This is a genomic window from Candidatus Methylomirabilota bacterium, from assembly GCA_035260325.1.
Classification (GTDB): Bacteria; Methylomirabilota; Methylomirabilia; order Rokubacteriales; family CSP1-6; genus AR19.
In genome coordinates, this window is record DATFVL010000036.1 from 1 (window position 1) to 16,944 (window position 16,944).

Consider the following 16,944-nt stretch of genomic DNA (forward strand, 5'->3'; position numbering starts at 1 on the left):
GCTGGGCGGCGCGGGCGGAGGCGTCCACGAGCGCCTCGATGTCGGCGCCGCGCTCGAAGCGGTACGCCGCGTCCGTGCGGAGCCCGAGCGCGCGCGAGGTGCGGCGGATCGAGACCGGGTCGAACCAGGCGCTCTCGAGGAGGACCCGCGTCGTCCGGTCGGTCACCTCGGTGTGGGCGCCGCCCATCACGCCCGCGAGCCCGACGGCGCGCTTGGGGTCGGCGATCACCAGCATCGAGTCGTCGAGGACGCGCTCCTGCCCGTCGAGCGTCGTGAAGCGCTCGCCCTTCGCCGCCCGGCGCACGACGATCGTCGCGTCGGTCAGCGTGTCGTAGTCGAACGCGTGGAGCGGGTGGCCGAGCTCCCAGAGGACGTAGTTCGTCACGTCCACGATGTTGCTGATCGGCCGGAGGCCGACCGCGCGCAGGCGCGCCTGGAGCCGGGCGGGCGACGGCCCCACCGTCACGCCGCCGATCACGCGCGCCGTGAAGCGATGGCAGAGGTCGGGCGCCTCGACGCGGACCCGCGCGAGCCTCGCCGCGGGCTCGCCGGCTTCCGCGAGCTTCCCCCGGGGCGCGTGGAGGCGCGCGCCCGTGAGCGCGGCGAGCTCGCGCGCGACGCCGAGGACCGAGAGGCAGTCGGGGCGGTTCGGCGTGACCTCGACCTCGAGGACGTGGTCGTCGAGGCCGAGGTGGGCGACGAGGTCCTGGCCCAGGCGCGCGTCGCCCTCGAGGAGGAGGAGCCCCGCCTCGTGCTCCTCGCCGAGGCCGAGCTCGCGCTCCGAGCAGAGCATCCCCTGCGACTCGACGCCGCGGATCCGCGCCGCCGCGACCCGGCGGCCGCCCGGGAGCGTCGCGCCCGGCGGCGCGAACGCGGCGCGCGCGCCGACCTTGGTGTTCGGCGCGCCCGAGACCACCGAGAAGCGCTCGCGACCCGTCGAGACGCGGCAGAGGAGCAGGCGGTGGCCGTGGCTCTCGCCGAGCTCGCGCTCGATCGCCTCGATCTCGCCGACGACGACGCCCGCGAGGCCGGCGGGCGTCAGCGCCGTGACGCTCGCGACCTCGACGCCCGCGTTCGTCAGCCGGTCGGCCGCGTCCGCGGCGGCGAGCTTCAGATCCACGAGCTCCCGGACCCAGCCGTAGAGGATCTTCATGACGTCAGGCGAACTGACGGAGGAAGCGCAGGTCGTTGTCGAAGAAGAGCCGGAGGTCGTCGATGCCGTACTTGAGCATCGCGATCCGCTCGATCCCCATCCCGAACGCCCAGCCCGTCACCTCCTCGGGGTCGTAGCCGACGTTCTTCAAGACGCGGGGGTGCACCATGCCCGAGCCCAGGATCTCGAGCCAGCCCCCCTGCTTGCAGAGCCGGCAGCCCTGGCCGTGGCAGACGAAGCAGAGCACGTCCACCTCCGCAGAGGGCTCGGTGAACGGGAAAAAGGACGGCCGGAAACGGATCCTCGACTCGGGCCCGAACATCTCGCGCGCGAACAGCTCGAGCGTCCCCTTGAGGTCGCCCATCGTGATGCCGCGGTCCACGGCGAGCCCCTCGACCTGGTGGAACATCGGCGAGTGCGACTGGTCGGCGACGTCGCGGCGGAAGACGCGGCCGGGGACGATGATGCGCACCGGCGGCTTGCGGGCGAGCATCGCGCGGATCTGGACGGGCGACGTGTGGGTGCGGAGGAGCGTGGACTCCGAGAGGTAGAGCGTGTCCTGCATGTCGCGCGCGGGGTGGTCGCGCGGGATGTTGAGCGCCTCGAAGTTGTGGTAGTCCGTCTCGATCTCCGGCCCCTCGGCGACGGAGAAGCCGAGGCCGGCGAAGATCGCCACGATCTCGTCGTGGACCCGCGTGAGCGGGTGGAGCGCGCCCCGCGGGGGGCGGCGGCCCGGGAGTGTGAGGTCGAGGCGCTCGCGCGCGCGCCGCTGCTCGCGCTCGGCGTGCTGCGCCGCCGAGAGCCGCGCGTCGATCAGCGCCTCGATCTCGCGCTTGACGTCGTTGGCCGCGGCGCCGACCTGCGGGCGTTCCTCGGGCGCGAGCGTCCCCAGCGAGCGCAGGAGCTGCGTCAGGGCGCCCTGACGCCCGAGCACCCGGACGCGGATCTGCTCCAGCTCTGCCGACGTGCGCGCGGCGGCGACGGCCGCCCGCGCCTCCTGCGCGATCGCGTCGACGCGCGGATGACCCACGAACTAGCCGCGCGGCGCCCTGGCGGTCTCGGCGAGCTTCGCGAACCCCTGCGGATCGCTGACCGCCAGCTCGGCCAGCACCTTGCGGTCGAGGAGGATCCCCGCGCGCTTGAGCCCCGCCATGAAAACGGAATAGGAGAGCCCGACCTGGCGGCACGCGGCGTTGATCCGGATGATCCAGAGCCCCCGCATCCGCCGCTTCTTCTGCTTGCGCCCGCGGTAGGCGAAGGCGCCCGCGCGCAGGACCGTCTCGGCCGCCGTCCGGTAGAGCTTGCGCCGGCCGCCGACGTACCCCTTGGCTTGCTTGAGGATCTTCTTGCGCCGGTGGCGCGTCTTCGGTCCGCCCTTGGCCCGTGGCATGCGTCCGTTCCTCCCGGATCAGAGATAGGGCACGAGCACCCGGAGGCGGGCGTCGTCCGCTTTGTCGATCAGCTTGTTCGCGCGCAGACGGCGCCGGCGCTTCGGGTCCTTCTTCTCGAGCTTGTGCTGCTTCCAGCCACCCGCGCGGCTGAGCTTGCCCGAGGCCGTCCGCTTCAGGCGTTTCGCCGCGCCTCGCTTCGTCTTCATCTTCGGCATCGCGTCCGGTCTCCTAGGCGTGCGCCTTGGGGCTCAGGATGATGTGGAGCATGCGCCCCTCCATCCTGGGGTTGTTGTCGGCGGTCGCGATGTCCTGCGTCGCCTCCACCATCTTGTTCAGCATCTTCCAGCCGAGCTCGGTGTGCGCCATCTCGCGGCCCTTGAAGCGCACGGTCACCTTCGCCTTGTGGCCCTCGCCGAGGAAACGCCGCACGTGCTTCAGCTTGAAGTCGAAGTCGTGCTTCTCCGTCTTCGGGCCCATCTTCACTTCCTTGACCTGGATCGTGGTCTGCTTCTTCCGCGCTTCCTTCAGGCGCCGCGCCTGCGTGTACTTGTACTTCCCGAAGTCCATGATGCGGCACACCGGCGGCTGCGCCTCGGGCGCCACCTCGACCAGGTCCAGCTCCTGCTGCCGCGCCGTGTCGAGCGCCTGCTGGATCGGCAGGATGCCGAGCTGCGCGCCGTCGGCGTTCACGACCCGAACCTCCCGCACCCGGATCCCCTCGTTGATGCGAATCTCTTTCGCTTGGCTCAGGTGTCTCGCTCCTCCTGGTTGGCCGCCGGGCACGGCGTGGGAGTGGGAACGGCCGGCCGCCCGCTCACGAGCGGCCCACGGTGAGGCTCTGCGCGCGCGTGCCGATCTCGCGCGCGAGGTCGGCCAGCACCCGGTCGAGCGGGACCGCGCCGAGGTCCTCGCCCGTCCGATGCCGGAGACTGACGGTCCCGTTCTGGCTCTCGCGCTCGCCGACCACGAGCATGTACGGGACCTTCCGGAGCTGCGCCTCGCGGATCCTGTAACCGAGCTTCTCGTTGCGGTCGTCGAGCTCGGCCCGCACGTGCGCGGCGCGCAGCTTCGCGTGCACCGCGCGCGCGTACTCGGCGTGCTTCTCACTGACCGGCAGCACGCGCGCCTGGACCGGCGCGAGCCAGGTCGGGAACGCGCCCGCGTAGTGCTCGACGAGGACGCCCATGAAGCGCTCGAAGGTGCCGAAGATCGCGCGGTGGACCATGATCGGGCGCTTCGGCTGTCCGTCGGTATCGATGTACTCGAGCGCGAACCGGTCCGGTTGGGCGAAGTCGATCTGGATGGTCGCCAGCTGCCAGCGGCGCCCGAGCGCGTCCTGGACGTCGATGTCGATCTTCGGCCCGTAGAACGCGCCGTCACCCGGGTTCAGGTCGTACGCGAGCCCGTTCGCCTTGAGCGCGTCGTGCAGGGCCCGCTCGGCCGTCTCCCACTGCGCGTCGGTCCCCATCGACTTCGGCGGGCGCGTGGACAGCTTGAGGAACGGGTCGAGTGCGAAGGTCTTGTACCAGTCGCCGACGAGCTCGAGCAGCTCCCTGATCTCGTCCTGGAGCTGGTCGGGGCGGCAGTAGATGTGCGCGTCGTCCTGCGTGAACTGGCGCACGCGGAAGAGGCCCGTCAGGGTCCCCGAGCGCTCGTTCCGGTGCAGCCGGCCCATGTCGGCGTAGCGCAGCGGGAGGTCCCGGTACGAGCGCAGCGCGTGGCGGTAGACGAGCGTGGACTCCGGGCAGTTCATCGGCTTGAGGCCGAAGATCTGCTGCTCGGACTCCACGAGGAACATGTTCTCGCGGAAGTGCTCCCAGTGCCCCGACTGCTCCCAGAGCTTCTTGTTGACCAGGATCGGCGTCGAGATCTCCTGATAACCGCGCGCGTCGAGCGCCTCGCGCACGAAGCGCTCCAGCTCGCGCACCATCGTCCAGCCGTGCGGAAGCCAGAAGGGCGCCCCGGGCGAGACGTCCTGGAACACGTAGAGGTCGAGCTCGCGGCCGAGCTTCCGATGGTCGCGCTTCTTCGCCTCCGCGAGGCGCCACAGATGCTTGTCGAGCTCCTCCTTCGTGAGCCACGCGGTGCCGTAGACGCGCTGGAGCATCGCGTTCCGCTCGTCGCCGCGCCAGTAGGCGCCCGAGGACGAGAGAAGCTTGAAGTGCTTCACGTGGCCCGTAGACGGCACGTGCGGGCCGCGGCAGAGGTCGATGAACTCGCCCTGCCGGTAGAGCGACACCCGGGGCGCGTCGATCCCCTCGAGGACCTCGACCTTGTAGGGCTCGCCGCGCTCGCGGAAGAAGCGGACCGCCTCCTCGCGCGGGAGCTCCTGGCGCTCGAACGGATAGTCCGCCTTCGCGATCTCGCGCATGACGGCCTCGATCTTCTCGAGGTCCTCGGGCGCGAACGGCTCCGGCTTCGCGAAGTCGTAGTAGAAGCCGTCTTCGATCGCGGGACCGATCGCCACCTTCACGCCGGGGAACAGGCGCTTCACCGCCTGGGCCATCACGTGCGAGGTGGAGTGCCGGAGGGTCGCGAGCGGCGAGGGATCGCAGTCGAACTCGCCGGTCAGCTTGAGATGGCGTTCTTCTTCAGACAGTGGTGCGCCCGTCCCGGTGAATGATGGATGGTAGGCTCGGGCGGTTTCGAACCGCCGACCTCCTCTGCGTCAGAGAGGCGCTCTCCCACTGAGCTACGAGCCTATCCAGAGTACCGCTCATGCTACCCCTACCTCAGCAGATTCGTCAACGAGGACTCGACGATATAGCTGAAGTTCGCCAGGATCGGGATGCCATTCTTGCCCCGCGTGAGGGAGTCGGGGACGGGCGGGAACGGCGAGGCGAACAGGATCGCGTTCACGGCGTACGCGTCATAAACGTCGAAGTCCGACGGCCGGCGCACGGTCACGAAGGGCACCCGGCCGTCCTTGAGGATCCCGAACTCGATGACGAGCGAGGTGCTCTTGTAGTCGCACCGTCCCGACGCCTCGTCCTTCACGCAGGGGTAGGCCCACTTCTCCTTGATCATCCGCCGGACCCGGTCGAGGTAATCGCTGTACCTGGGGTCCTTCGAGTCCAGCGGGATCGGCTCGCCCTCGATGCCCGCCCGCCCCTCGCCGCGCCCGCCCGCGCCTCCGGTGCCGGGAGCCCCCGGCAGGGAGCGGATGTCCGGCGTCGGCGGCACGCTCGCGACCCGCGGCGCCGGCGGGGCTTCGGCCGCCTCCCGCGGCGCCTCTTTCGGCTGAAGGACCGGCGGCTTCGCCTCGGCCACGGCCGGGTTGGCGGGCGGGATGTCGGGTTTGGCCGGCGCGGGCTTCGCGGGCTCCGGGGCGAGGTCGTCCTTCGGGAGCGGCACGGCGGGCCTCGGCGCGGACTTCGCCAGGACGGGCGTCCGGGGCGCCGCGGGCTTCGGCTCGGCGCGCGGCGCGGGTTTCGGCGCGGGCGCGGGCCTGGCGGCGGGCGGGGCCGGCTTGTCCGGCACCGGGGCGGGCGCGCCGGGCAGCCCCCGCAGGGCCTCCTCGTCCGTCTTCGGCAGCTCGACGAAGAGCGGCTCGCCGCGCTTGACGTCGTACCGGCCCACCGGCGGTCTCACCCAGACGAGCGCCCCGAGCACGAGCAGGTGCATGGCGAGCGACGTCGCGATCGCCACGGCGGGCCGGCGCCGGAGCCGCTCGAGCAGAGTCGGGAGCATGACCCACCGATTATAGAACGGACGTCTCCCCATCTGTTCCAGGATGGCTCCCCCCGCGGCGCTACAGGTCCCGGTCGAGCGCCTGAGCGATCCGGCGCACGCGGCCGATCAGCGCGGCGAACCGCTCCGGCTTGAGCGACTGGGAACCGTCCGAGAGCGCCTCCTCGGGCTTCGGGTGCACCTCGATGAGCAGGCCGTCGGCGCCGGCCGCCACCCCCGCCATCGCCATCGCCTCGACGTACTCCCAGTGCCCCGTGCCGTGGCTCGGGTCCACGACGACCGGCAGGTGGGAGAGCTTCTTCACGACCGGGACCGCGCTGAGGTCGAGCGTGAAGCGCGTGGCGGTCTCGAACGTGCGGATGCCGCGCTCGCAGAGGATCACGTGCGGGTTGCCGCCGGCGAGGACGTACTCCGCCGACAGGAGCCACTCCTGGATCGAGGTGGCCATGCCGCGCTTCAGGAGCACGGGCTTCCTCGTCTCCGCGACGCGCCGGAGGAGCGAGAAGTTCTGCACGCTGCGCGCCCCGATCTGGAGGACGTCCGAGTACTGCGCGACGAGGTCCACCTTTTCCGGCTCCATGACCTCCGTCACGACGGGGAGCCCGGTCTCGCGCCTGGCCTCGGCGAGGTACTTGAGCCCCTCCTCCTCGAGCCCCTGGAACGAGTAGGGCGACGTGCGGGGCTTGAAGGCGCCGCCGCGGAGGATGCGCGCGCCGCCCGCCTTCACCTTCTGCGCGACCTCGAGGACCTGCTCGCGCGACTCCACGGAGCAGGGCCCCGCCATCACCACGACGGCCTTGCCGCCGATGCGCACGTCACCCACCGGGACGACCGTCGACTCGTGACGCACCTCGCGGCTCGCGAGCTTGAAGGGCTGCAGGATCGGCTGGACCGTCTCCACGCACTCGAGCGACTCGAGGCTCTTGAGCCGCTCCTTCCCGCGGTCGTCGCCGACGGCGCCGATGACCGTCCGGAGCTCGCCGCGGATGGTGTGGGCTTGATACCCCATCCGCTCGATGCGACGACACACGTCCTCGACTTCCGCGTCCGACGACCCGGCCTTGAGCACGATGATCATGTCCGGCCCTCCTTGCCCCGTCGTGGTGGAAAAAACGAAAAGCCGCGGGGAGTGACCCGCGGCCTCGACGGTGGCATCGCCGCGGGCGCTCGGTCCGCCCGCGGCCCTCTGTGTCCTAGCTCAGAGCGCCCGGGCAGACCTCGGCGAAGTAGAAAAAGAAGAAGCCGGACCGGCGAACCTGGCTGCCCATCGGTGCCGGTCACTCTACCGGGCGGCCGGCCCGCCCGTCAAGCCGTTTCTAGACCTGGCTGTCGTCGGCCTTGGCCTTGCGGAAGCGCTTCACGAGGCGGTCGCGGTAGTAATAGAACGGCAGGCAGCACGCGATCACGATGGCCATGAACGCGACCGCGTAGATGTACTGCTGCTCGGCGATGTGGGCGCCGAAGTAGGAGGAGATGATCGTGCCGGGGATCCTCCCGACCGTCGAGACCAGCGCGAAGATCCAGAAGGGCATCGGGCTGATCCCGAAGAGGTAGGAGATGATGTCCTTGGGAAAGCCCGGGATCAGGTAGAGGACGAAGCAGATGATCGCGCCCTCGGCCTCCAGGATGAAGTTCATCCGATTCCAGTTGTGCTCGCTGAGCCATGGCCGCACGAGCGGCTCGCCCCAGCGCCGGCCCACCCAGAAGCAGAAGAGCGTGCCGGCCGTGAGGCCGATGGTCGAGTAGATCACGCCCCAGAACGTGCCGAAGAGCGCGCCGCCGACGGGGCCGGTGACCTCGCCCGGAATCGGCGAGATGATGACCTGGAACGCCTGGATGGCGATGAAGACGAGCGGCGCCATCCAGCCCCACGAGCGGACGGTCTCCTTCAGGAAGTGCTTGTCCTGGTAGAGGCGGATCAACCAGCGGACGAAGGGCGCGTCGGCGACCACGACCCAGACGACCGCGGTCAGCAGGACGAAGAGAACGCTCGTGACGATCGCCCAGCGCGCGCGATCCGTCATGGGCTCACGGGAGCGGGCTCAGAGCGACGGACGGCGATGGCTCCAGGGGCGCGCCGCCTCGAGCGCCGCGGAGGCGGCGAGGACGGTCGCGTCGGCGTGCCGGCGGCCGACGATCTGCAGGCCGACCGGCAGCCCGTCGGCGGTGAAGCCCGCGGGCACGGACGCCGCCGGCTGACCGGTGAGGTTGAAGGGGAACGTGAACGGCATCCAGCCGAGGACCGAGACGCGCCGGCCGTCGATCTCGCGCGGCGGGGCCGCGTCCGCGGGGAAGGGCGGCACGGCCACCGTCGGCATCAGCAGGAGGTCGAAGCGCTCGAGGAACGCGTGGACCTCGCGCCAGTACGCCTCCACGCGCCCAAGCGCCTGGACGTAGTCACGCGCCGTGACGGTCCCGCCCCGCCGGATGAGCTTCACGAGCGTCGGGTCCAGCTGGGCCTCGACGTCGGGCAGCCGATCCGACCACGCCGCGTAGAACTGCGCGGCGATCAGCGTCGAGAAGAACGCCTCGGGATCCTCCCAGCCGGGGTTGACGACTTCCACGTGGCAGCCGAGCGCCTCGAACTCGGCGGCCGCGTCGCCGCAGACCTCCGCCACGCGCGCGTCCACGCGCGCGTAGCCGAGGTCGGCGCTCCACGCGACGTGCAGGCCTTTCACGTCGCCCTCGCACGCCTCGAGGTACGAGCCCGCCTCGCGCGGCAGCGACTCCCGGTCGCGATCGTCGCCGCCCGCGATGACGCCGAGCACGAGCGCGGCGTCGCGCACCGTGCGGGTGATCGGGCCGACGTGCGAGACGCCCGCGAAGCCCGGGAAGCCGCTCCGGTGCGGCACACGGCCGTAGGACGGTTTGAAGCCGTAGACGCCGCAGAACGCCGCGGGGATGCGGATCGAGCCGCCGCCGTCGGTGCCGAGCGCGAGCGGGCCCATGCCCGCGGCGACCGCGGCGGCGGCGCCGCCGCTCGAGCCGCCGGGCGTGAGCCCCGGGTTCCAGGGGTTCCGCGTGGCGCCGAAGAGCGGGTTCTCGGTCACGGCCTTGTGGCCGAACTCGGACGTGTTGGTCTTGCCGAGGACGACGGCGCCGGCGGCCTTCACGCGCGCCACCGAGATCGCGTCCTCGTCGGGGACGTGGTCGGCGAAGACGCGCGAGCCGCCCGTGGTGGTGAGGCCGCGGGTGAAGAGCACGTCCTTCACGGACACCGGCACGCCGTGCAGCGGGCCGAGCGGCTCGCCCTTCGTCACCGCGATCTCGGCCTCGCGCGCGGCGGCGCGCGCCGACTCGGCGGCGACGAGGCAGAAGGCGTTGAGCTTGGGGTTGAGCTCGGCGATCCGCGCCAGGACGGCGTCGGTAGCCTCGACCGGAGAGAGCTTCTTGGCCCGGATGAGGTCGGCGAGCTCGAGGGCCGAGCGCCAGATCACCACGACGCCCCGCATTGTATATCATCCGGCGTGGTGAAGGCCTTCGACCGCCGCGGCACCCTCGTGGCCGACGTCGCCTGGACGCCCGCCGGCGCGCTCGACGCCGGCTGGGTGAGGATCCCGGACGGCTCGTGGCTCGCGATCGAGCCGCGCGCCGGCGCCGACGCGCCCTGGGGTCCCTCCGATCGGATCTCGCACGCCGCCGAGATCGGCGGCGCCGAGCGTGCGCCCCTCACCCTCGCCGAGGCGCTCGACTGGTCGCGCGTGGATCGCATCCCGACGCTGGCCGAGCCCGCCCGGCTGCCGCCGGGCGGCGGCGGCGCCGTGCTCAACCTGATCGCCGAGCTCGCGCGCGCCCAGGGCGTGGACCGGCTCGCCTACCGCGGCCCCTACCCGACCGAGCAGCTCTTCGCGTCCCTGCTCGAGTCGTTCCGCTACGTCGGCGATGCGCCCGATCCGCTCGCCGCCTTCATGGCGGGCGCCCTCGAGTGGGAGCCCGCGCCGCACGAGCGCCTGTTCGCCGCGGACGACCTCTACGTGCAGCTCCGCGGACGGATCGAGAAGGTCGTCCACCGCGGCGCGGTCTACCATCGCCCGGACTGGCAGGGCGTGGCGCGCCACGCGGGAAAGCGCGTGCGCGACACGCGCGCGGGCGTGGCGTGCTCGCTCTGGGCGCTCGGGCGCGCGCTCGAGGACCACCTGCTCCTCTCCCCGGAGGGCGAGCTCCTGCGCGTCCTCGAGCCCGGGCCCCTGGAGGCGCCCGCACGGACCATGCGTCCGGAAATCCGGCGGGGCGTCGCCGCGGCCGTCGCGGCGGTCAGCGCCCCCGCGCTCGCGCCGTTCATCCGCGCGATCGCCGAGGTGGCGACCCTGGAGTGGGACGTCCTCCGGCGCGAGCTCGTCGTCGTCGAGCCCGGCCACATCCGCGTGTCCGAGCGGCTGCGCCGGGGGCTCGTCGAGCTCCTCGGCGCCGCGCGCGGGCGCGGTGCGCAGGCGTCGGTCGCGCTTGCCGCCGTGGTCGAGCTCGCGGCACTCGCCGGCGACGCGCTCCGCGCGCGCGCCCAGGACGCGCTCGCCGCGCTGGCGCCCGAGGCCCAGGCGGCCGCCCTCGCCGCGGGCGAGACGGCGCCGCCGGGCGACGCGCGCGGCGCCCAGGAGATCGCGGGGGCGGTCGAGGCGCTGCTGGTGGAGCTGTCGGCGTGAGCGTCAGGACGTGGCGCGCACCACGATCCAGACGTTGAAGGCGACGAAGGCGGCGATCGAGAGCGCCGAGAGCGCGACGTAGGCGATCCAGAGGATCTCGAGCCGCTTCCAGCGCGGGCGCGCCCTGCCGGCGAGGAGCGCCTTCACGTACGCGAGCGCGTCGTGCTTGAGCGTCGGCACGCCCAGGAGGTCCACGAACACGTGGTAGCCGTCCATCTCGATGAAGCAGAACGGGTAGAGCGAGAACGCGAGGGCCTGCCACTGGATGATCCCCGCCGCCGTGGCGAAGGCCTGCGTGAAGCTCCCCACCGGCGCGTGCGCGCCGATGATGAACGCCACCGCGCCCAGAACGAGGTGCACGAGCGGACCCGAGACGGCCGTGACCACCCGCGCCCGCCGGCTCGCCATGAAGATGTCGGTGACGTCCACGTAGAAGGTCGGCACGAAGCCGTGGAGGAACGTGAAGCCGAACTCGCGGACGCGCCGGCGGTAGTGGACACAGGCGAGCCCGTGGACGAGCTGGTGGAAGGCGACGGACCCGAACAAGAGGAGCTTCACGACGAGCACGCCCAGCACCGCGTGGCCGCCGAAGCCGGAGAACACGTCGGCCACCTCCCGGAGCAGCGCCACCTGCGCGACGGCGCCGACCACGGCGAGCGCCAGGCACGCGAGGAGCGCCACGGGCGTGAACAGGAGGAAGCCGCCCCAGCGGTGGAGCGCCTGGAAGAACGGCTGGACCCGCCGGCTCGAGACGTTGACGCGCTCGAGCCCGAGCAGCGTCCTCTCGACGGCGCGCGCGACGCGCGCGCGCCGGTTGCGCGCGAGCGCCTGCCGCAGGCGCGACCTCGGCGTCAGCGTGAGGAGCTGCGCCCGCTGGAGCTTCCGGATCAGGTTCGGGATGATGTCGAAGTCGAACTCGCCGTACTCGAGCACGTACGCCGTCGCGATTTCCTGCAGGGACGTGTTGCCGTCCATCTGCCCCCAGAGAAACCGCTCGTGCTCGGTGACGAGCAGGAAGCGCTCGGTCTCGCGGTTCTTCAGGATGAAGCTCCGCTCGCCGGCCACCCGCGACTTCACCTCCGATACCTCGAAGGCGCCGTCGGCGACGCGCTGGGGGCGCGACTGAAGGAAGCCGAGCGCGCTGCCGATCTCGCGGACCTCGAAGCTGTCGTCGTCGCGCCGGACGAGCAGCTCGAGCTTCGCGGGCGCCGGACGCGCCGGCCGCTCGGTCACTGGAGCGGGGCCCGCGAGGCCGGTGGCACTCGGGGCGTGCCCTGATCCAGATGCGCGCCGGCTCCGTTCCGCATGGCGCGGTTCATTCCAGTGACGTCGGCGAGGCCGGTGGCACTCGGGGCGTGCCCTGATCCAGATACGCGCCGGCTCCGTTCCGCATGGCGCGGTTCATTCCATCGGGGGCGGCGAGGCCGGTGGCACTCGGGGCGTGCCCTGATCCAGATGCGCACCGGCTCCGTTCCGCATGGCGCGGTTCATTCCACCGGGCGCCGCGAAGCCTGCGTCATCGCGGCTCGACGTCGAGCCCGGTCGCCTCGAGGCCCCACCGCGTCGCTTCGGTGAGGCGCACGTCCGAACCCCGGAGACGCTCCATGAAGACGAGGACCATCGCGTAGAAGAATGCGGCGGCGGCGTGCGGGCTGGCCTCGATGAGCTGGTTGAGGCTCTTGCGGTCGAGCGCGAGGAGCGTCACCTCGGTCTCGGCCTGGATCGTCGCCGAGCGCGGCGAGCCGTCCAGCAGGCTCATCTCGCCGAAGAACTCGCCCGCGCTCTGGCGGTTCAGGAGCTGCTCGACGCGCGCCTTGACGATCTTCGAGACGAGCACGGTGCCGCGGTGGATGAGGAACATCTCGTCGCCCGGGTCGCCCTCGCGGAAGAGCACCTGGTTCTTCCGGAGCGAACGCTCGCGCAGGCGCTGTGCGAGCGCGGCGACGTCCGCCTCCGCGAACGCCGTGAACAGTCGGACCTCGCGCAGGAACGCGAGGAGGTCGGCGGGTGTCGCCACCGGCGCTGGCCCCGGGGCCTAGGTGGACACGCGGCGGATGAGCGCGTTGTGGAATTCGTGGCGCCGCTGGCCGGACGGCAGCTTCGTCAGCCGGGCGAGCGCCTGGAGGATCGTCGCGCGCTCGTCCGCGTTCAGCTCGTACTCGGCCAGGAGCGCCTCGGGGGAGCGCTGGAGCTCGACCAGGAAGTCCGGGTCGATCATCGCGCGGCCGACGAGATCGCGTAGCCCCTGCGCCATTCCGCGGCGATCATATCAATTTCCCCGGCTCTTTGATAGGCTCGCCGCATGCTGAGCGGCCTGCGCATCCTGGTCGTCGAGGACGAGCGGGGCGTGCGCCTGCTGCTCACGCGCGTGCTCGAGGACGCGGGCGCGAGCGTCGTCGCCGTGGCCTCGCCCGAGGAGGCGTTCACCGAGTTCGAGCGGCGGCGGCCGGACGTCCTCGTCAGCGACATCCGCATGCCGGGCGGCGACGGCTACCAGCTGATCCGCCGGGTGCGCGCGCTGCCCGCCGACCGCGGCGGACTGACGCCCGCGGTGGCGGTGTCCGCGTCGGTCGGCGAGGAGGATGAGCCGAAGATCCTCGCCGCGGGCTTCCAGCGATTCATCCGAAAGCCCTTCGAGGTCGCCGAGGTGCGCGCCGCGATCGGCGCCGTCGCGGGCCGGACGGGCGCGTGACCGGGCGCGAGCGCTCGCCGCTCGCGCGCGCATGACACGGCGACGCGCGCGTGGCCTCGCGCGCGCGGCGGGCGTCGCCGCGCTCGTCGGCGCGGCGCTCGGCGCGCCGGCGCGCGCGCAGGCCGAGGCGCGGCCGCCGTCGATCGGCTATCTCGCCAACGAGCCCGCACCCGATACGTCCGCCACGCTGCGCGCCCGGCTCGCCGAGCGCGGCTGGGTGGAGGGCCAGAGCGTCAAGCTCTGGTACCGCTACGCGCAGGGCAAGCCCGAGCGCCTGCCGGGCCACGCGGACGAGCTCGTCCGCCTCGGCGTCGACGTCATCGTCGCGGCGGGCGCGCCGGCGATCGAGGCCGCCCGGCAGGCGACGCGGACGATCCCGATCGTCGTGGCGACGACCGACGACCCGCTCGCGACGAAGCTCGTCGCGAGCCTGAGGCACCCCGGCGGCAACCTGACCGGTGTGACGCTGGCGGCCCCGGGGCTCGCCCGCCACCGGCTCGAGCTCCTGCGGGAGCTCGTGCCCCGCGCGACCCGCGTCGCGGTCCTCTGGAACCCGACCAACCCGAGCAACGCCGCCGAGCTCCGCGAGACCGAGGCGGCGGCCCGCGGGCACGCTCTCGAGCTCGTCGCCGTGCCCCTGTCCGCCGACACCGACCGGCGCGTCGCGCTCGACGCGGTCAGAAACGCGGGGGCGGGCGGCCTGCTCGTCCTCGCCGACGTCCTGACGCTCGCGCGCCGCGCCGAGCTCGTCACCTTCGCCGCGCGGAGCCATATCCCCGCGGTCTATCCGCTGCCGGAGTTCGTCGACGCGGGCGGGCTGGCCGCCTATGGCCCGAGCTGGAGCGACGCCTTCGGCCACGTCGCGGCGCACGTGGATCGCATCCTCCGCGGCGCTTCGCCCGGCGAGCTGCCGATCGAGCGTCCCGCCCGCGTCGAGCTCCACGTCAACCTCCGGGCCGCGCGGGCCCTCGAGCTCGCGGTCCCGCCCGCGCTGCTCTCGCGCGCGCAGCGCGTCGTCCAGTGATCCGGCGCGTCGTCGTGGGGGTGTCGCTGGCGGCCGCGCTCCTCGTCGCGTGCGCCGAGCGCGAGTGGATCTACGAGAAGAAGGGCGCGACGCCGACGCGGATCGACCGCGACAAGGCAGCCTGCCGGGAGGAGGCCTTCGATCCGAAGGCGTTCGCGTTGTTCCGCTCGGGCCGCGTCGACCAGGAGGTGTTCAGGCGCTGCATGGAGCGGAGGGGCTACACGGTCACGCCCGCCGAGTGACCGTGCGGCACTCCGGAACCTTTGCCGCCGGTTCCGCCTTCTAAAGGGACAGGAGGAAGGACGATGCGGCTGGGAATCGCGGCGTTAGCGGTCGCGGCGCTCCTCACGGGCGCCGCCCAGGTATCGGCACAGATCTACGCCCCCCAGAGCCTCGAGCGCTGGTTCCGGCTCGAGTGGCGCGTGACACGCGACCGGAAGGGGCCGGTGATCGAGGGCTACGTCTACAACCGGGGCGCGCAGAGCGCGGAGCGGATGCGCCTTCAGATCGAGCGTCTCGATCCGTCGGGCGCGGTCGTCGGGAGCTCGGTGGTGTGGGTCCTCGGCACCGTTCCGCTGGGCAACCGTGCCTACTTCAGCGCGTCCGTGCCGGAGGCCGCGAGCTACCGCGTGCAGGTGCTCACGTTCGACTGGGGCGGTGGTGGCGGCGGCGGCAGCGGCGGCGGCATGTAGCGGAGCGCGCCCCTCAGCGCGCCCGGCCGCCCGAGCCCCAGTCGAAGCGGTAGCCGAGGATCACCTTGAAGATGAGCCCGTCGGTCGCGGGGGTCAGGCCGACTCCCACGCCCGCGTTGAATTCCCACCGGGGTCCGAGATCGGCGTCGACCGCCGCGAAGAGGAGATGCTGCTGCCGGCGCAGCGGATCGAACCCCCTCACCGGACCGAGCTCGCCGTAGTACTCGAGACCGGCGCTGACCTTGGAGGTGAAGTCGTACGCGACCTTCGCGTTCGGCGTGAACTCGAACCCGCGCTCCTCGTTCACGCCCTCGCCCTTGAGGCTCCGTGCGAACACGGGATTGAACGACGCGTACCAGCCGCCGAGCTTCTTGTCGATGATGGGCCGGAGCTCGAGCGTCCACGTGTCGGCCGAGAACTCGCGGCGCTGGTAGCCCACCTCGAGCGAGAGGCTCAGGTCGACGGGGAGCTCCCAGCTCTCGGGCGCGCGCACCCGCGGCCGCACGTGGTTGCCCACCCACTCCCATCCCTCGTTGGGCTGGATGCTCGTGAAGAGATAGAAGCCCGTCTCGAGCCAGGAGGTCCAGCCCTGCGTGACCTCGAGCGTCTCGTGAAAGGCACCCTGCGTGGGCCGCACGCGGTTCTCGGTCCGCGTAGTGCCCTGGGCGGCCACGTTGCTGTGCAGCTCGACCAGGGTGGACCCCGGCGGGACGGTCTCGGAGCCATACACCTGGATCTCGAAGTTGCCCTGCGCGCGGGCGCGGGGGACCGGCGTCAGGAGGAGAGCCGCGAGCAGACCGAGCGCGAGGGCGGCGCCGCGAGGGCGAGGCATCGCGGCGCCAGCTTACTCCCGCGAGGGCGCTACCGCGCAGGGCCCGACGGTGGTGGCGGCGGCGTTCCGGCCGGCGGTGGCGGCACGTTCGCCGGCGGGGGCGGCGGCGGCGGGCCGGCGGGCGGCGCCGCCGAGTAGGTCGTCGAGAGCGAGCCCCTGGCGACGGGGATCTGATTGCCCTTGGCGTACATGCACTGCATGTACGTCATGTCGTAGCGGTGCTGCACGTCCTGCCGCGCGCCGTCGCCGGCGCTCGCGCCCGCCGCGGTTCCGCCGAGGAGCCCGACGCCCGCGCCCACCGCGGCGCCGGTCCCCGGGTTCTTCGCGGCCGCGCCGATCACCGCGCCGGCGGCCGCGCCGAGCACCGTGCCGATGACCGCGCCGCCGACCGTGTTGTCGTGCGTCGCCTGGCGCGTCGTCATGCCGGTCTGCTGCATCGCCCACTGACGGCAGACGGCGTCGTCGCCCTGGAACTGCTCGAAGTTCTTCCCGCTGCCCGGCAGCACCATGACGCTGGGCCCCGTGGGCACCGTCGCGCACGCGGTCATCAAGAGCGCGGCCGCGACGGGAAGGACGAGCGGTCTCCGCATCATGCTGGGGCTCCTCTCTACTGAGGCCGCGGCGGAACCTTGACCCATGGCTCCGGACACGTTGGAACGCTCGGGTAATAGCCCTGGGCGCTCTGGCAGTAGTACCAGTAGGCCTGCGGCGCCGGGGGTGGAGGCGGCGGCGGCGCCTCTTGCTGGACGTACACCGGAGGCGTCTGGACGATGACGGCCGGCGGAGCGTAGACGTAGTGCGGCGGTGGATAGTACCAGTACGGCGGTGGG

Annotated in this window: 21 protein-coding genes and 1 tRNA gene; 5 read left to right on the forward strand and 17 right to left on the reverse strand. The window is 72.2% G+C overall.

Annotated elements, in window-relative coordinates; all coding sequences use genetic code 11:
- The 11 genes from VKG64_02535 to VKG64_02585 form a co-directional block, all read right to left on the reverse strand.
- The coding region (locus tag VKG64_02535; GenBank protein HKB23906.1) for a phenylalanine--tRNA ligase subunit beta at positions 1–1,153 on the reverse strand (1,153 nt) is incomplete at its 3' end.
- Positions 1,154–1,157: 4 nt separating this feature from the next.
- Positions 1,158–2,183 carry a phenylalanine--tRNA ligase subunit alpha gene (gene pheS / locus VKG64_02540; GenBank protein HKB23907.1) on the reverse strand — a complete coding sequence of 342 codons (1,026 nt, stop codon included), beginning with the start codon at positions 2,181–2,183 and terminating at the stop codon, positions 1,158–1,160.
- A 3-nt stretch (positions 2,184–2,186) separates the two neighbouring features.
- Positions 2,187–2,543, reverse strand: a complete 357-nt coding sequence (rplT, locus tag VKG64_02545) for a 50S ribosomal protein L20 (GenBank protein ID HKB23908.1) — start codon at positions 2,541–2,543, stop codon at positions 2,187–2,189.
- 18 nt (positions 2,544–2,561) lie between these two features.
- Positions 2,562–2,759: a 50S ribosomal protein L35 gene (rpmI, locus tag VKG64_02550; protein ID HKB23909.1), complete on the reverse strand. Its 198-nt coding sequence runs from the start codon at positions 2,757–2,759 to the stop codon at positions 2,562–2,564.
- A gap of 13 nt (positions 2,760–2,772) precedes the next feature.
- Entirely contained in the window at positions 2,773–3,294 is a 522-nt protein-coding gene (infC, locus tag VKG64_02555; GenBank protein ID HKB23910.1) for a translation initiation factor IF-3, read from the reverse strand.
- Between the two features lie 64 nt (positions 3,295–3,358).
- Positions 3,359–5,143, reverse strand: coding sequence for a threonine--tRNA ligase (thrS, locus tag VKG64_02560; GenBank protein HKB23911.1), 1,785 nt, complete (start codon positions 5,141–5,143; stop codon positions 3,359–3,361).
- A gap of 28 nt (positions 5,144–5,171) precedes the next feature.
- Positions 5,172–5,246: transfer RNA gene (locus tag VKG64_02565), tRNA-Val, on the reverse strand.
- A gap of 25 nt (positions 5,247–5,271) precedes the next feature.
- On the reverse strand, positions 5,272–6,234 hold the full coding sequence (locus VKG64_02570; protein ID HKB23912.1) for a TonB C-terminal domain-containing protein: 963 nt from the start codon (positions 6,232–6,234) through the stop codon (positions 5,272–5,274).
- 61 nt (positions 6,235–6,295) lie between these two features.
- Positions 6,296–7,312, reverse strand: a complete 1,017-nt coding sequence (aroF, locus tag VKG64_02575) for a 3-deoxy-7-phosphoheptulonate synthase (protein ID HKB23913.1) — start codon at positions 7,310–7,312, stop codon at positions 6,296–6,298.
- Between the two features lie 238 nt (positions 7,313–7,550).
- On the reverse strand, positions 7,551–8,258 hold the full coding sequence (locus tag VKG64_02580) for a TVP38/TMEM64 family protein (protein HKB23914.1): 708 nt from the start codon (positions 8,256–8,258) through the stop codon (positions 7,551–7,553).
- 18 nt (positions 8,259–8,276) lie between these two features.
- On the reverse strand, positions 8,277–9,686 hold the full coding sequence (locus tag VKG64_02585; protein HKB23915.1) for an amidase: 1,410 nt from the start codon (positions 9,684–9,686) through the stop codon (positions 8,277–8,279).
- A gap of 15 nt (positions 9,687–9,701) precedes the next feature.
- Here VKG64_02585 and VKG64_02590 point away from each other — a divergent pair, with 15 nt between their 5' ends.
- Complete coding sequence (locus VKG64_02590; protein ID HKB23916.1) at positions 9,702–10,874, forward strand: hypothetical protein; 1,173 nt, start codon at positions 9,702–9,704, stop codon at positions 10,872–10,874.
- Positions 10,875–10,877: 3 nt separating this feature from the next.
- On the opposite strand, the gene VKG64_02595 is transcribed toward VKG64_02590, so the two are convergent.
- From VKG64_02595 to VKG64_02605, 3 genes are all read right to left on the reverse strand, one after another.
- Positions 10,878–12,107 carry a hypothetical protein gene (locus VKG64_02595; GenBank protein HKB23917.1) on the reverse strand — a complete coding sequence of 410 codons (1,230 nt, stop codon included), beginning with the start codon at positions 12,105–12,107 and terminating at the stop codon, positions 10,878–10,880.
- A 283-nt stretch (positions 12,108–12,390) separates the two neighbouring features.
- Positions 12,391–12,891, reverse strand: a complete 501-nt coding sequence (locus VKG64_02600) for a cyclic nucleotide-binding domain-containing protein (GenBank protein HKB23918.1) — start codon at positions 12,889–12,891, stop codon at positions 12,391–12,393.
- Positions 12,892–12,909: 18 nt separating this feature from the next.
- Positions 12,910–13,128 (reverse strand): hypothetical protein, encoded by a 219-nt coding sequence (locus VKG64_02605; GenBank protein ID HKB23919.1) that lies wholly within the window; start codon positions 13,126–13,128, stop codon positions 12,910–12,912.
- Between the two features lie 48 nt (positions 13,129–13,176).
- On the opposite strand from VKG64_02605, the gene VKG64_02610 reads away from it, so the two are divergent.
- The 4 genes from VKG64_02610 (at position 13,177) to VKG64_02625 (ending at position 15,282) form a co-directional block, all read left to right on the forward strand.
- On the forward strand, positions 13,177–13,566 hold the full coding sequence (locus VKG64_02610) for a response regulator (protein HKB23920.1): 390 nt from the start codon (positions 13,177–13,179) through the stop codon (positions 13,564–13,566).
- Between the two features lie 31 nt (positions 13,567–13,597).
- The gene (locus VKG64_02615) at positions 13,598–14,590 is read left to right on the forward strand and encodes an ABC transporter substrate-binding protein (protein HKB23921.1); all 993 of its coding nucleotides are present in this window, start codon (positions 13,598–13,600) and stop codon (positions 14,588–14,590) included.
- On the forward strand, positions 14,587–14,832 hold the full coding sequence (locus VKG64_02620) for a hypothetical protein (protein HKB23922.1): 246 nt from the start codon (positions 14,587–14,589) through the stop codon (positions 14,830–14,832). Before VKG64_02615 ends, VKG64_02620 begins: the two co-directional genes overlap by 4 nt.
- A 63-nt stretch (positions 14,833–14,895) precedes the next feature.
- Complete coding sequence (locus tag VKG64_02625) at positions 14,896–15,282, forward strand: hypothetical protein (GenBank protein HKB23923.1); 387 nt, start codon at positions 14,896–14,898, stop codon at positions 15,280–15,282.
- Positions 15,283–15,295: 13 nt separating this feature from the next.
- Here the strand turns inward: VKG64_02625 and VKG64_02630 are convergent, their stop codons facing one another.
- From VKG64_02630 to VKG64_02640, 3 genes are all read right to left on the reverse strand, one after another.
- Positions 15,296–16,114: a transporter gene (locus VKG64_02630; protein HKB23924.1), complete on the reverse strand. Its 819-nt coding sequence runs from the start codon at positions 16,112–16,114 to the stop codon at positions 15,296–15,298.
- 29 nt (positions 16,115–16,143) lie between these two features.
- The gene (locus VKG64_02635) at positions 16,144–16,707 is read right to left on the reverse strand and encodes a YMGG-like glycine zipper-containing protein (GenBank protein HKB23925.1); all 564 of its coding nucleotides are present in this window, start codon (positions 16,705–16,707) and stop codon (positions 16,144–16,146) included.
- Positions 16,708–16,721: 14 nt separating this feature from the next.
- Positions 16,722–16,944 (reverse strand): hypothetical protein (locus VKG64_02640; GenBank protein ID HKB23926.1); only part of this gene is annotated, 223 nt, incomplete at its 5' end.

Coding starts and splice junctions, on each gene's coding strand:
- rplT (HKB23908.1), bottom strand. CDS start 2,543: ATGCCACGGGCCAAGGGCGGACCGAAGACGCGCCACCGGCGCAAGAAG.
- rpmI (HKB23909.1), bottom strand. CDS start 2,759: ATGCCGAAGATGAAGACGAAGCGAGGCGCGGCGAAACGCCTGAAGCGG.
- VKG64_02570 (HKB23912.1), bottom strand. CDS start 6,234: ATGCTCCCGACTCTGCTCGAGCGGCTCCGGCGCCGGCCCGCCGTGGCG.
- aroF (HKB23913.1), bottom strand. CDS start 7,312: ATGATCATCGTGCTCAAGGCCGGGTCGTCGGACGCGGAAGTCGAGGAC.
- VKG64_02580 (HKB23914.1), bottom strand. CDS start 8,258: ATGACGGATCGCGCGCGCTGGGCGATCGTCACGAGCGTTCTCTTCGTC.
- VKG64_02585 (HKB23915.1), bottom strand. CDS start 9,686: ATGCGGGGCGTCGTGGTGATCTGGCGCTCGGCCCTCGAGCTCGCCGAC.
- VKG64_02605 (HKB23919.1), bottom strand. CDS start 13,128: ATGGCGCAGGGGCTACGCGATCTCGTCGGCCGCGCGATGATCGACCCG.
- VKG64_02610 (HKB23920.1), top strand. CDS start 13,177: ATGCTGAGCGGCCTGCGCATCCTGGTCGTCGAGGACGAGCGGGGCGTG.
- VKG64_02615 (HKB23921.1), top strand. CDS start 13,598: ATGACACGGCGACGCGCGCGTGGCCTCGCGCGCGCGGCGGGCGTCGCC.
- VKG64_02625 (HKB23923.1), top strand. CDS start 14,896: ATGCGGCTGGGAATCGCGGCGTTAGCGGTCGCGGCGCTCCTCACGGGC.
- VKG64_02630 (HKB23924.1), bottom strand. CDS start 16,114: ATGCCTCGCCCTCGCGGCGCCGCCCTCGCGCTCGGTCTGCTCGCGGCT.
- VKG64_02635 (HKB23925.1), bottom strand. CDS start 16,707: ATGATGCGGAGACCGCTCGTCCTTCCCGTCGCGGCCGCGCTCTTGATG.